This window comes from Nocardia sp. NPDC050412, assembly GCF_044458825.1.
In the GTDB taxonomy this organism is placed as follows: Bacteria; Actinomycetota; Actinomycetes; order Mycobacteriales; family Mycobacteriaceae; genus Nocardia.
On the sequence record NZ_JBITIJ010000002.1, the window covers coordinates 22,047 to 34,980 of the forward strand.

A 12,934-nucleotide genomic window follows, 5' to 3' on the forward strand; every position below is an offset into this window, starting at 1 on the left:
GAACGGTCTATTCGACGTGCGGTAGCACCTCCGCGGCAATGCGCTCCATTTGAGCGCCCTCGTCGAACAACGGGTTGATCAGGATCGTTTCGGCTCCGGCGTCGGCCACTGCGCGCAGGCCCTGGATGCAGTCCTTGGGTGTGCCGTGTACGGCGACGGGCAGCAGGGTTGCGCCGAATTCGCCGTAGAAGTCGATCAGAGCGGTGCCCATGCGCTGTTCGGCCCGCGCCGGATCATCGTCGACCGCTATGTAGACGCGTTTGGCGATGCGGAAATCCGATGGGTCGCCGGAGTTTTCGGCCAAGGTCCCGCGCACGTACCGGACCTGCTGGGCGAATTCGGCCGTCCTACTCGAACCAGCACCGAAGAATCCGTTGCCGTGCCGCACCGCCCGCCGCAATGCCGCGGGTGTGCTGCCACCGAACCACAGTGGCGGATGAGGCTTCTGGAACGGCTTCGGCTCCATGGTGGCGCCGGTCAGCTGCCAGAACTCGCCCTCGATATCGATTCGCGGCTGCGTCCACAGCGCCTTCATGACGCGCAGGCCCTCATTGAAACGGGTCACCAGATTGTCGGCGGGGTCGACATCGAAGGCGGAGAACATCCGGTTGCGTCCGCCGATCCCGACGCCGATCTCCAGTCGGCCACGCGTGAGCTGATCGAGCGTGCTGATGCGTTTGGCGAGGTGCACCGGATTGTGCAGCGGCGTGACGAACACCGCGCATCCGAAGCGCAGCCGCTCATTGCATGCGGCCGCGTAGGTCAACAACTCGATCGGACTCAGATTGGGCGCGGAACCGAGCAGCTGTTCGGTCGTCCAGGCGCTCTCGAAGCCGAGCGCTTCGGCTCGATCCAGGTAGGCCCGCAGATTTTCCGGTTGGAACGATCCGTCGGGAATGAGCTGCGGAACCGAAATGGCGTATCGCATCGTCGGACCTTATCTCGCGGGGTCGATCCAGTCGTTCCGGTGATCTCGAGCCATACCTGAACATGCTGGTAACTCGACTGTAACCGCCCGCCGAGCGGCAGCGCTGCCCGCACGGTTAGATTATCCGAAAGCCGTTATCCCAGAAAGGAAAACAACCCCGTGGGGCCGTTCTGCAGAGCCGTCTTCCTGGACGCCGATCACAAGCTGATCGGGTATCTGGAACCCAAGGTCCGATTCCTGAAACGCGCCTGGATCGGCGACGACTTCGTCCAGGGTGTGGAGCGCCTCCTGACGGTGCCGACACGCGTGGTGTGGGCCGGACCGCAGGTGGGTGAGCAGGCCAGCCTCTACGCCAAGGCCGCCTCCGTCGCCCCTCTGGTCGCGCCCCAGCACGGCTTCATCGGCCGCTACATCCTCAATCACGACAAACGCACCTATGTGGACAAGGCGACGGTCCGGCACGGCGACGACCGCCACCGCATCCACCCGCTGCCGATGCTCACCGCCGAAGGCGCGGATTGCGCCGACGGCCACGTCGCATTGGTCGGCACCTGGTCCGGAGATCGCATCTCGATGAGCGCCACCGTGCCCGCCGGCTTCGAACTACTGAAGTACGACATCGTGCCGAACTAACCCATGCGTATCAGAGTCGCGGATCGAAGACCAGCCGAAATCCGGTGAGCCCGTGCTCATCACCGGTGGCCCAGAACTCCCGTCCCGGCAATTCGTTCTGTGGCAGCCCGGCTTGTTCGGCGATATCGGCCGCCGGTATCCACATTGGCGAATGTGCCGGATGCCATGGTGTCTGCACCTGCGCCCGATCGCCGAACAACAGGATCACCCGCACCCGCACTGGTTCCGGATCCATAGTTACATGATGCGCGCTCGCAACGGCTTTGCCGAAGTCGCGTGCATCAATCGAAACGTACTTCCCACCGTTTGATGCCATTGAGCCATCCGGAGCGCAGATACTCCGGTTCGGCGACCTGACTCAATTCGGGCATGGTGTCGGCAATGGCATTGAACATCAGATCGATCTCGAGTCGGGCCAGGTTCGCGCCGAGGCAGTAGTGCGTGCCCGCGCCGCCGAAGCCGACGTGTGGATTGGGGTCGCGCAGGATATCGAAGGTGAACGGATTCTCGAAGGCGTCCTCGTCGAAATTGGCCGAGCTGTAGAACAATCCGACGCGCTGGCCCTTGCGGATCAACTGTCCGCCGAGCTCGACATCGCGCATCGCCGTCCGCTGAAATACCGATACGGGGGTGGCCCAGCGCACGATCTCATCCGGCGCGGTGCGCGGGCGCTGCTGCTTGTAGAGCTCCCACTGGTCCGGATTGTCGACGAAGGCCTTCATGCCGTGGGTGATCGAATTGCGGGTGGTCTCATTGCCCGCCACCGACAGCAGGATCACGAAGAACGCGAACTCGTCCGAACCCAGATGCTCACCGTCGATATCGGCATTGACCAGCTGCGTCACGATATCGTCGGCCGGGCAGCCGCGCCGCTGCTCGGCCATGGTCCAGGCGTAGCCGCTCAATTCCAGCTGTGCGGTCTGCGCATCGCTGGCGTACTCCGGATCGTCGGCGCCGATCATCTGATTGGACCAGTGGAACAGCTTCTTGCGATCCTGCTGCGGCACCCCGAGTAGTTCGGCAATGGCCTGCAGCGGCAATTCACAGGCGACCTGCTCCACGAAATCACCGCTACCCGACTTCTTGGCCTCGTGCACAATTCGGGCCGCGCGCTCGGTGAGCGCCGCCCGCAGACCCTCCACCGCGCGCGGTGTGAAGCCCTTGGACACGATGCGACGATTCTTCGTGTGGGCCGGCGGATCCATATTGAGCAGAATCAGCCGCTGCATATCGATCTGTTCGCGGGTGATGGTGGACTGAAACCGGATGATCGCGCTGTTCGCGGAGGAGGAGAAGATCTCTGGATGTTTCGAGATCTCCCTGATGTCTTCGAGCTTCGTGACCGCCCAATAGCCGCCGTCATCGAAGCCGCTGGACCGGTCGGACTGGGCACACCACCAGACCGGTGCGGTTCGGCGCAGCTCCGCGAATTCTTCGGTGGGTCTGCGTTTCGCCCACAGGTCCGGGTCGGTGAAATCGAATCCGGCGGGAATCGACGGCGTGGCCATGGCCACCTCCCAGAGATGGAACACGTTCTACAACCGATTGAAGCACAATGTGCCGCTCGGAGATGGTGAAATGCCTATGCGTCGGCGGGTTCGGTGTCAGTGCTCGAGCTTGCGTAAGAGCCGGTGCAGCGTGTGCAGGTCGTCGGGGGGCAGGGCGGCGACAGCGGCCGGTGCGGGGTCGGGGGTTGCCATCGCCTGTGCGAGTACGGCACGGCCGGCGGTGGTGATGGAGACCTGTTTGCGGCGGCGGTTGGTTGGATCGATCTCGCGCACGACGAGGCCGAGTTCATCGAGGTTATTGACCGCGACCGTGGTCGCGGGTGCGTCCATGCCGGTGGCCTGCGCGATCTGGTTGAGTGTGAGCGGGCCGGGGCGCAGGCGGCGTAGAATACGAATTCGACTGAACGGCAAGCCCGTTCGCTCGGCGACCGCCCGCTTCCACGAGTCACGGGTATCCATCACCAGGTGGGTGAGCTGGGCCCACACATCGTCGGCGGTGGGTACGTCATCCGGCATGTGCGGGGACCTTCTCTTCCAGTATCGGGGCGACGCGATCGCGGGACCGCGCGGCCCAGCGGGTGTTCGCGACTATGCCGAGTATGGCGATCCCGGCCGTGAAAACCGCAATCAGCCACCACAGACCGGCGCCGGTCAGCGCGCCGCACAGTGCGACACCCATGCTCACGCCGACCTGTCTGCTTGTCGAGGCGACCGCGGACGCGGCGCCCGCGCGATCCAGCGGCATCCCGCTGACCGCCGCAGTGGTGATCGGCGCATTGACCATGCCGAATCCGATTCCGAAGATCGCGAAGATGATGACAAGTTGCCAGATCGGAGTTGTCGCATCGAGTCGGGTGAGCAGCGCGGCGGCGATGGTCATCGCGATGCCCGCCGCGAGCAGTGAAGGCCTGGTGCCATAGCGACCGACCAGACGCCCCGACAGCGGCGAGAAGATGAGTGTCGCGACCGCCATGGCCAGATACAGCGCCCCGGTGTGCACCGCCGAATAACCGCGCAACTCTTGCAGATACAGCGAGCAGGTGAACAGGAATGCGCCGAGCGCGACGAAGGCGAAGATCGCGGTCACCGTCGCCGAGGCGAACGGCACACTGCGGAAGAAGCGCAGATCGATGAATGGATCCGAGCGCCGCGATTCCTGCCACAGGAAGGCTGCGAGGGCAAGTGCCGACACCGCGAATGCGATCGGCAACCGCTCGATCAACCCGAAGACCGCCGTGAACAGGAACGCGATGGCCAGCAACTGCCCGATCGGGTCGAGTCCGCGCACTATGGCCGACTTCGATTCCGGCACATACAAAGTCGTCAGGACCAGCGCGAGTACACAGATCGGCAGATTGATCCAGAACACCGACTGCCACCCCAGCGCATCGATCAGCACACCGCCGACCATCGGACCCAGCGCCATCGAAATGCCGACCACCGCACCCCAAATGCCCACCGCGCGAGCACGTTCCACTTTTCCGGTGAAAACCTGCGTAATGATCGACATCGCAACCGGATTCAGCATCGACCCACCGATCGCCTGCAAAAACCGTGCCCCGATCAGGGTTTCGATGTTGGGTGCGAGGCTGCATGCCAGCGAGCCGAGTGCGAACACCGTCAATCCGATCCGAAACACCCGCCGCCGCCCGAACCGGTCCGCCGTCGCGCCCGCGAGCATCAGCAGACTCGCCATCGTGAGCGTGTAGATATCAACGATCCACTGCAGCCGAGCCAGCGGCGCACCCAGATCCGCCCGAATCGCGGGCACCGCTACATTCACGATCGTCGAATCCATCGACACGATCAACAGACTCAGGCAACACGTCGCCAACACCACCAACTTCTGCCGTGGCGTCAACTCTTCAACAGTTGTATTCACACAATGATTGTGTAATTACAACTGTTCCGAGTGCAAGGGGTTCCAGGGTGTGAGCCGCGCAACATGCCCGCTTATGCGCGGGACTGACGTTCAGTTGCCAGTGTGGGTCGGGATGCCGAGAACGGCGAGGAAGGCGGTCGCCGCGGGCGTGCTGCCGACGCGGCTCCAGATGACGTACTCGACACGGGCCGGTGCGTCGGTGACCTCAATGGTGACAACGCCGGTGAGCTGCGGCGCGTAGGCGGCGGGAAGCATGGCCACGGCGAGGCCCGGTCCGACGAGTCGGGCGATGTAGTCGGCGCTGGTGACTTCGAAGGCGACGTCACGGTCGAGACCGGCGGCTGCGAAGGCCTGGTCGGATTGGATGCGCCCGGCTGTCCCGGCTGGGAGGTCCACGAAAACCTCGGATGCAAGTCTGTGCAGGTTGACCAGCGTTTCGCTAGCGAGGGGATGATCCGGCGCGACTACGGCGACGAGTCGGTCTCGCGCGAGTTCGTGAACGGCGACGCCCTGGGGTCGTGCCGTGGTCGGCAGGCCGAGGAAGGCCACGTCGATGGCGCCGTCGGTGACCTGGTCGACGAGGTCGTCGCTAGCGCCGACCCGCAGGTCGATGCGCACCTGGGGATACTTCCGACGGAAGTCGCGCAGCGCGCCCGGAATATCGACCGCGGCGACGGTCGGTATCAGGCCGACGGAGAGCCGTCCGCGTATCTCACCGACTGCCGCGGCGACCTCGGCGGCCGCGCGCTCGGCGGCGTCCAGACACTGACGGGCGGCGGGGAGGAAAGCCGCGCCCGCCGGAGTCAGTCGGACTCGGCGACTGGTTCGCTCGAAGAGTCGTGCGCCGAGTTCTCGTTCCAGACGCGCGATCTGGTGACTGAGAGCGGACTGGACGACCAGGCATCGCTCGGCGGCCCGGGTGAAGTTGCTGGTCTCGGCGACCGCGATGACGTAGCGCATCTGCTGGAGCTCCATAGATCAATCTTGAATCGAGATTGATCCGTTGACAAACATGTGTTGGACTCATAGATTGCGGCGAGTGAGACTGCACGTGTGAAAAGTTCAGTAGCACAGGGGGTTTCCGGTGCTTCGAAGGGAAACCTGCCTCGCGCCGCCCTGACGGCGCTCGCGCCTTTGGCGTGGGGCACGACCTATGTCGTCACCACCGAACTTCTCCCGCAAGGACATCCACTGTTCGCGGGACTCTTGCGTGCGCTGCCCGCCGGCCTCATCGCATTCGCGGTCACCCGGACGGTGCCGCGCGGTGCCTGGTGGAGGAAGGCAGCGGTGCTCGGAGTGCTGAATATCGGGCTGTTCTTCCCGCTGCTGTTCGTCGCGGCCGAACGCCTGCCCGGCGGCGTCGCCGCGACGTTGGCGGCAGCTCAGCCGCTCATCGTGGCGATTCTGGCTGTGACTGTTTTGCACGAGAGCCCGTCGGCTTGGCGGATCGGCTGGGGTGCGATGGGGGTCGGCGGCGTCGGCCTGGTGGTGATCGGGCCGAATGCGGCCCTCGATGTCCTGGGGATTGCGGCGGGTCTCGGCTGCGCGGCCACGATGGCGCTGGGCGTGACCCTCACGAAACGGTGGGGACGCCCTGCCGAAGTAAGTCCCACCGCCTTCGCCGGTTGGCAACTCACCGCAGGCGGCCTGTTCCTGGTGCCCGTCACCCTCCTCTTCGAGGGTGCACCTCCCGCGATCGACCCGCCTGCCGTCCTCGGCTACCTCTGGCTGGGACTGATCGGGGGCCTGATCGCCTACATCCTGTGGTTGCGCGGCATCACCGCATTGCCCGTCAACTCGGTCTCGATTCTCTCCCTGTTCTCGCCACTGGTCGCCGCCGTACTCGGTGCGGTCCTGCTGGGCCAGACACTCGGCCCGATCCAGCTCATCGGGTTCGGGCTCTCCCTCGCCGCCATAGTCGCGGGACAACTTCCCGTTCCCACCCGCGCCGTACTGGAAAGGACATATCGATGAAGATCGCCGTTGTCGGAGCCGCAGGCATGGTCGGTTCGCGCGTCGTCAACGAAGCCGCAAGCCGAGGTCACGACCTCATCGCGGTATTTCGGAAAGAGTGGCCGACCACGCTGCCCGCCGGGGTGACCGCCGTCGCGCATGACGCCGACCAGATGAGCAGACTGTTCAGTGGCACCGACGCGATCGTGGTGGCTACTCGTCCGGCTCCGGGGCAGGAAAACACCGTCGCCGCGACCACGAAGCCGCTGCTCGACGCGGCCGTGGCAGTCGATGCGCGCATCCTCGTTGTCGGGGGCGCCGCACCGCTGCAAATCCCGGGACATCCCGATCGGCTCGTCATCGACAGCCCGGAGTACGTTCCGCCCGCAATCCGTCCCATCGCCGCCGCCAGCCTCGCGCAACTGGAAGCCTGCCGAACACACCCGGCCAACTGGATCTATCTCAGTCCACCCGCCCTCCTCGAACCCGGACATCGCACCGGAAAGTACCGACGTGGCACCACCACCCTCGTGACCGATGCCGAAGGCGTAGCCCGAATCTCGGTCGAAGACCTCGCTGTGGCAATCCTCGACGAACTCGAAACCCCATGCGATACCCAACATTTCACCGTCGGGTACTGAGGCGAATCCGCGGCATCTTCGCCGCGCTCGCCTGCCTCGGTGTCGCCGTGCCGCTACCCGCGGATCAGGCGGCGGCAGACGGCGCGTTCCACACCACGATCGTCCTGCCCGCCGGATTTCGACCAGAAGGTATCGCGATCGGGGCACTGCCGGTCGCCTACCTCGGTTCGCAGGTAGACGGCTCGATATACCGCGTCAGCCTGATGACCGGACAGGGCGCCATCCTGAGCCCCGGGCACGGTTCACCGTCGCTCGGGCTCCGGCTCGACCACCGCGGTCGGCTGTTCGTCGCCGGTGGCACCGCTGGCGATGCGCGTGTCGTAGATAACCGGACGGGCGTGGTGTCGGCGAGCTACCGATTCGGCACGCCGCCGGACACGTTCGTCAACGATGTGGTGCTCACCTCGACCGGCGCGTGGTTCACCGACTCGCGCGCCCCGGCGCTGTACCACCTACCGGTCGGCCGCGACGGTGCGTTACCACCGCCCGAGGCGGTGGTGCGCCTCCCACTGAGCGGCGACATCGATTATGTGCCGGGAGCCTTCAACGCCAACGGAATCGTTCGCACCCCCGACGGCACGGGGCTGATCATTGTTCAGTCGGTGACCGGCCAACTGTTCCGCGTCGACCCCTCGACGGGGGTGACACGCCAGATCGACCTGGGCGCCGAGACCGTACCCGACGGGGACGGACTGCTTTTGTGCGGGAGCAGGCTCTTGGTTGTCCAGAACCGGCGCAACGCGATCGCCGTGATCACGCTCAACGCGGCGGGCACGACCGGTTCGATAGAGCAGCGCGTGACCGATCCGCGCTTCGACACACCGACAACCATCGCTGCGTTCGGCAATCGCTTGTATCTGCCGAACGCTCGCTTCACCACACCGCAGTCTCCGACTACGCCCTACAGCGCCGTCGCGGTCGCCCGGCCGCTGTAGAGCCTGCGCTCGATCCGAACGTGCCGCGATCCGGTCCGACGAAATCTACGACCGGTATCGGCGAACGGCTCGAAGCCGGCCGCCGATACCTGATCCGCAGGCCGGTTATTTGCCGTCCGGGCCGAGATGCCGGGCGAAGAAGCGTCCCGCGCTATCGACCTCGAACCTGGGTACTGCGGCGTGTCCACCTGCGTTGGCGTGCAAGGTCTTTTCTTTCGAGGCGAAGGCGTCGAAAAGCGCTAGACCGGATTGGCGGTCGATGTGCTCGTCGTCCCACTGGAGCAGGAATTCGATCGGGATGGTGATCTGGGCTGCGGCCTCGGTCAAGTATTCGTGCCCGAGGCAACCGAAGACAGCGGCGGTGATCCTTGGTTCGACGGCGGTCAATGGCACGCCGATGCCGGTGCCCTGCATGATGCCCCAGAAGCCGATCGGCGCTTCGGTGCCGATTTCCGGCAGTTTCTGGAGGGCGTCGATTGTTGCCTGCCATTCCGGTACAGCACGCTCCGCCAGGGCGAGGTGGAGCTGCACCACGATCGCGGCGATTGGCTCGCCCGCCGCCTGAGCCTGCCGCAGGGCGGTTACGTGCTGCTCGTCGGTCGCTGTGCGGGGCCGGTCGCCGTGTCCGGGTGCGTCGAGGGCGGCGACATGGAAGCCGCAGCTGGTTACGTAGTGGCGGGCGCGGCCCAGGATGCCCGGTGCTCGCTTGTGTTGGCCGCCGCCGTGCGCCATCAGGATCAGCGGTGCGTGGTCGGGGCCGGACGCGGGGGAGAAGAGTAAGCCGGGGACCTCACCCAGCGTGAAGTCGCGTTCGATGACACCGTTCGACGATGTCTGCGAGGTGAAATGCATAGGGTTTGTTGCCTTTCGGGATTGCCTCAGAGGCACTCCCGGCGACAGCTACCTCAATCGCCCTACCGTGAACCGAAGGGGAGTACCCACATGGATACAGCGTTCATGGGTCTCACCTCCTCGCGCGATGTCACGGTCTCCGGCACGCTATCAGCCCGGAGGCCGTCGCGCCCAACCATTTCCTATAAGGATGACCCATTTCGTATAAGGATGACTCAGCGCAGCTCGTCGATCGCACCGATGCTGACGATTCCCATTACGCTGCTTACCAATTCGGCGTCGATGCCGACCAGCTTGCTCGCCGCCCTCACTACGCGGCGAGGGCGAGGCGCGCGCCCGCGACCTTGCCGGTGCCGCTGGCGCGCGCCATCAGGCGGGTGATGGCCTCGGCGACCTCGGTGGGCTGCTCGAGGATCACCGAGTGACCGGCGCCGTCGACCAGGACGAAATCCGAGTACTCGACGGCGGCGGCCATCGCGATGGAATGCGACGGCGGCGTCATCAGGTCGGCATTACCGCACAGCACCAATGTCGGGATCTTCGACAAGACCGCGAGGGCATCGGTCTGGTCGAAGGCCATGAAGGCGCTCAGGAAGCTCGCCATCGTTACGATCGGCGTCTCGTTGTGCATCGCGCTGGCGAGGGTGAGGACCCGCGTACTCACCTTGCGATCGCCGAATTCGGCGGTACGGATGATCGGGGCGAAGACCTTGCAGGCCATGAGTTTCGCGTGATGCATGAGGCCCGGAGCACGTCGGACGGCCGCCTGGAATGCGGAAACGGCCGGGTTGCGCAGCAGACGGCCGAAACCGGCGTCGGCGAGTCCGCTCGCGGCGGTCGCTATGAGGGCGACGCCGGTAATGCGCGTGCCGATCTCGAGCGGGTTCTGGCTGGCGTAGGTGAGCACCGTCATGCCGCCCATCGAATGGCCGACGAGGACGACCGGCCCGGTGGGGGCGACCGCGTCGAGGACGTCGCGCAGGTCATTGCCGAGTTGCTCGAGGTGGTAGGTCCGCCGGGACGCGGCGGCGGAATCGCCGTGGCCGCGGTGGTCGTAGCAGACGATCCGCGCACCCGGGTACTGGCGCAGCAGCGCGTGGCGGACGTAGGTCCACGACGCGGTGCGCAGGCAGTGTCCGTGTAGCAGGACGACGGTGAGCTCGGCATCTTGCGGGCCGTACTCGCGAACCGCGAGTTCCACGCCGTCCTCGGTCGAGACCGTGGCACGACGTTCCGCCGAGGTGGCGATGGTGCTGGTGATCGACATGGAGTGCTCCGGTTCGGTTGCGGTGACTTGATTAACTGTCCGCCGCATCGGCCGCCGATATCAGGTCCCCGAGTGCTGAGCTCGTTCCCCCAAGGTGGACCGGATCACCACCAAGGTGTTACCGGTCGGTGCGCCACCGCGCTGTCGCCCGTCCGATCTCGGTTGCCGGAGGTTCGTGGTAGAGCCATTCCCGGGCGATCCGGTGCCAATTGTTCGTCGTCCCCAATTGGCCCAATACGGCGAGGGTGAACAGGTCTGCTCGCCGCGAGAAGACATGCTCCGGCGGGAGCCACTGCTGTCGCATACCGCGGAACTCCGCGGCCCTGGGGTCGACCGCGAGAATCACTGCGCCGGTGGCGAGTTCGGGTGTGACCGTGATTTCCTCATCGGTCAGATGCCAGCCCGCGGCCGCCCACACATACTCCAGGCATTCGGCTGCCGTGACATCCGATTCCGGGTCGATAATGCCGCGGTCCACCCACGCCTCATAAAGGTCCTGAGCCCGATTTTCACCGGCGGCCTGCAGACACGCACGCTCGAGTTCGACATGCACCGGATCCATATTGTTGTATAGTCCGAAATCCACGAAGCCGACGCGACCGTCCGCGGCGAGCATGATATTGCCGGGATGTGGATCTCCGCAGAATTCGAAATCCGAAAACAGCGAACCGACATAGAAGCGATAGATCAGCTCGCCGATCCCATCGCGTTCGGTCGCAGGCAGGTCCCGGATCTGCTGGAACGACTTCCCGTCGACGAACTCCGTCACCAAAACGTGGTGCCCGCAGAGCTCTTCGACACTGTCCGGAACCGTGATGAACGGATGGTCCCGGTAGCGTGCGGCGACTCGATGCTGGGTCCGTGCTTCGCGCACGTAGTCGAGTTCACTGCCGATATTGCGGGCGATTTCGTCCAGCACATCGCTGTCCGCCGCGCTCGGTAGAATGGATTTCCAGAGTCTGCTGATCATAGCCAGATTGCGCATATCCGCCTCGACGGCCTCGTCCACGCCCGGGTATTTGACCTTTACCGCGACTGTGCGTCCATCGTGCAACTTCGCGCGATAAACCTGGCCGATCGAAGCCGCGGCGATCGCCGTCTCGTCGAATTCGGCGAATGCCCGCGCCAATGGTCCGAGATCGTCCTCGAGCACCTGCCGCATTGCCGGAAACGGGAATGCGGGCGCTTGATCGCGTAGCTCGGCGAGCTTATCGCGAAACATCTCACGGTGCGATTCCGGCAGCAGATCGACATCCAATACCGACAGCATCTGTCCGAACTTCATCGCTGCGCCCTTCATGGCGCCGAGCACGGTGACGAGTTGCTGTGCGGTGCGCAGTGTGGACCGTTCGGCGAGCAACTGCCGGGCCTGTTCGGTTCGACCGATCATCGACAGGCGGGTGCCGACTTCCCGGATGGCCTGTCCCGCAACCAATCGGCCCACCCGGCCGCCCCGCGCGAGACGACTCTTCGGCACCCGACCGGCCACTATCGCACCTCCATCGGCAACGCTTGTACAGCTGGACTCACCACATTCCACCCCATTGCGGCGTCATCGGATCAGGAATTCGTGGCATGAAATTGGCGCGGCCATTAAACTGAGCCACGCTCATCTTCTCAGGACAGTTCGGCAGGAGCGTGCGATGCCATCGAAAACCGTTGGGCAGCGCCGTCGTCCGACACAGGAACGCGCCAAGGCGACCCGAGAACACGTACTCGACACCGCCGCAGAGCTTTTCGGGGAGCGCGGTATCGCCAACACCTCGACGAACCGGATCGCGGCCGAGGCCGGGGTGAGCATCGGCACTGTCTATCGGTACTTCGCCGACCGCTCGGTCATCGTCGAAGAGCTGCTGCGGCGCCTGCTCGAAAACGTCGAAAGGCGCTTTACCGAGCGGATATTCGGGCTGTCGGACAAGCCGATCCTGGAGATGATCACGGGCATCCTGGAAGTCATCACCGACGAACTGGTGGTCAACGCCCGGCTGGTGCGGGCGCTGGTGGCCGGGGTCCAGTTCTACAGCAGCGGTATCCCCGAATTCGAGCCGCGGCTGCGGCTGCTGGTCAAGCTGCTGGTGATCCAGCTGCTCGGCCCCGGTGACGATCACGAGTACGACGTGATGACATTCGTGCTGATCAACACCGGTTTTGCCGCAGTGCTCCGTGCGTCGGCGCTGGAGGTCGACAGCCAGGAACGCAAAGAGGCGATCGAGATGACCGCGCGGATGATGACGGCCATGGCCGAGGCCGAGATCAAGGCCAAGGCGGCCTGACGTCGCCCTCGGCGGCTGTAAAAGTGAGTACCTCCCCAACTATTGGTGCGTGAGCGCTCCTC

General features: G+C 64.8%; 14 protein-coding genes. 5 read left to right on the forward strand and 9 right to left on the reverse strand.

Annotation, left to right across the window (positions count from 1 at the left end; all coding sequences use genetic code 11):
* Positions 1–7 precede the first annotated feature (7 nt).
* Positions 8–928 carry an LLM class flavin-dependent oxidoreductase gene (locus tag ACIBI6_RS04200; RefSeq protein WP_364350028.1) on the reverse strand — a complete coding sequence of 307 codons (921 nt, stop codon included), beginning with the start codon at positions 926–928 and terminating at the stop codon, positions 8–10.
* Positions 929–1,087: 159 nt separating this feature from the next.
* On the opposite strand from ACIBI6_RS04200, the gene ACIBI6_RS04205 reads away from it, so the two are divergent.
* Positions 1,088–1,561, forward strand: coding sequence for a hypothetical protein (locus ACIBI6_RS04205; RefSeq protein ID WP_364350031.1), 474 nt, complete (start codon positions 1,088–1,090; stop codon positions 1,559–1,561).
* A 10-nt stretch (positions 1,562–1,571) separates the two neighbouring features.
* Here the strand turns inward: ACIBI6_RS04205 and ACIBI6_RS04210 are convergent, their stop codons facing one another.
* The 5 genes from ACIBI6_RS04210 to ACIBI6_RS04230 all read right to left on the reverse strand — a co-directional run bounded on the left by ACIBI6_RS04210 (position 1,572) and on the right by ACIBI6_RS04230 (position 5,926).
* Positions 1,572–1,796: a hypothetical protein gene (locus tag ACIBI6_RS04210; RefSeq protein WP_157110482.1), complete on the reverse strand. Its 225-nt coding sequence runs from the start codon at positions 1,794–1,796 to the stop codon at positions 1,572–1,574.
* A 46-nt stretch (positions 1,797–1,842) separates the two neighbouring features.
* Complete coding sequence (locus ACIBI6_RS04215; RefSeq protein ID WP_364350035.1) at positions 1,843–3,069, reverse strand: cytochrome P450; 1,227 nt, start codon at positions 3,067–3,069, stop codon at positions 1,843–1,845.
* A gap of 96 nt (positions 3,070–3,165) precedes the next feature.
* The gene (locus ACIBI6_RS04220; RefSeq protein ID WP_364350038.1) at positions 3,166–3,585 is read right to left on the reverse strand and encodes a MarR family winged helix-turn-helix transcriptional regulator; all 420 of its coding nucleotides are present in this window, start codon (positions 3,583–3,585) and stop codon (positions 3,166–3,168) included.
* Positions 3,575–4,951, reverse strand: a complete 1,377-nt coding sequence (locus ACIBI6_RS04225; protein WP_364350041.1) for an MFS transporter — start codon at positions 4,949–4,951, stop codon at positions 3,575–3,577. Before ACIBI6_RS04225 ends, ACIBI6_RS04220 begins: the two co-directional genes overlap by 11 nt.
* Positions 4,952–5,041: 90 nt before the next feature.
* Positions 5,042–5,926, reverse strand: coding sequence for a LysR family transcriptional regulator (locus ACIBI6_RS04230; protein ID WP_364350044.1), 885 nt, complete (start codon positions 5,924–5,926; stop codon positions 5,042–5,044).
* 78 nt (positions 5,927–6,004) lie between these two features.
* Here ACIBI6_RS04230 and ACIBI6_RS04235 point away from each other — a divergent pair, with 78 nt between their 5' ends.
* Genes ACIBI6_RS04235 through ACIBI6_RS04245 form a run of 3 tightly spaced genes read left to right on the forward strand, consistent with a single transcriptional unit; the run spans position 6,005 to position 8,480 of the window.
* Positions 6,005–6,925: an EamA family transporter gene (locus ACIBI6_RS04235; protein WP_364350047.1), complete on the forward strand. Its 921-nt coding sequence runs from the start codon at positions 6,005–6,007 to the stop codon at positions 6,923–6,925.
* Positions 6,922–7,545: an NAD(P)H-binding protein gene (locus ACIBI6_RS04240; protein WP_364350050.1), complete on the forward strand. Its 624-nt coding sequence runs from the start codon at positions 6,922–6,924 to the stop codon at positions 7,543–7,545. The genes ACIBI6_RS04235 and ACIBI6_RS04240 overlap by 4 nt, the downstream gene beginning before the upstream one ends.
* Positions 7,512–8,480, forward strand: a complete 969-nt coding sequence (locus ACIBI6_RS04245) for a superoxide dismutase (RefSeq protein ID WP_364350053.1) — start codon at positions 7,512–7,514, stop codon at positions 8,478–8,480. The genes ACIBI6_RS04240 and ACIBI6_RS04245 overlap by 34 nt, the downstream gene beginning before the upstream one ends.
* A 105-nt stretch (positions 8,481–8,585) precedes the next feature.
* On the opposite strand, the gene ACIBI6_RS04250 is transcribed toward ACIBI6_RS04245, so the two are convergent.
* From ACIBI6_RS04250 to ACIBI6_RS04260, 3 genes are all read right to left on the reverse strand, one after another.
* On the reverse strand, positions 8,586–9,332 hold the full coding sequence (locus ACIBI6_RS04250; protein WP_364350056.1) for an alpha/beta hydrolase: 747 nt from the start codon (positions 9,330–9,332) through the stop codon (positions 8,586–8,588).
* Between the two features lie 310 nt (positions 9,333–9,642).
* Entirely contained in the window at positions 9,643–10,599 is a 957-nt protein-coding gene (locus ACIBI6_RS04255; protein ID WP_364350059.1) for an alpha/beta hydrolase, read from the reverse strand.
* A gap of 118 nt (positions 10,600–10,717) precedes the next feature.
* Complete coding sequence (locus tag ACIBI6_RS04260) at positions 10,718–12,088, reverse strand: ABC1 kinase family protein (RefSeq protein WP_396955287.1); 1,371 nt, start codon at positions 12,086–12,088, stop codon at positions 10,718–10,720.
* A 55-nt stretch (positions 12,089–12,143) separates the two neighbouring features.
* On the opposite strand from ACIBI6_RS04260, the gene ACIBI6_RS04265 reads away from it, so the two are divergent.
* The gene (locus tag ACIBI6_RS04265; protein ID WP_396955288.1) at positions 12,144–12,872 is read left to right on the forward strand and encodes a TetR/AcrR family transcriptional regulator; all 729 of its coding nucleotides are present in this window, start codon (positions 12,144–12,146) and stop codon (positions 12,870–12,872) included.
* Positions 12,873–12,934: the final 62 nt, after the last annotated feature.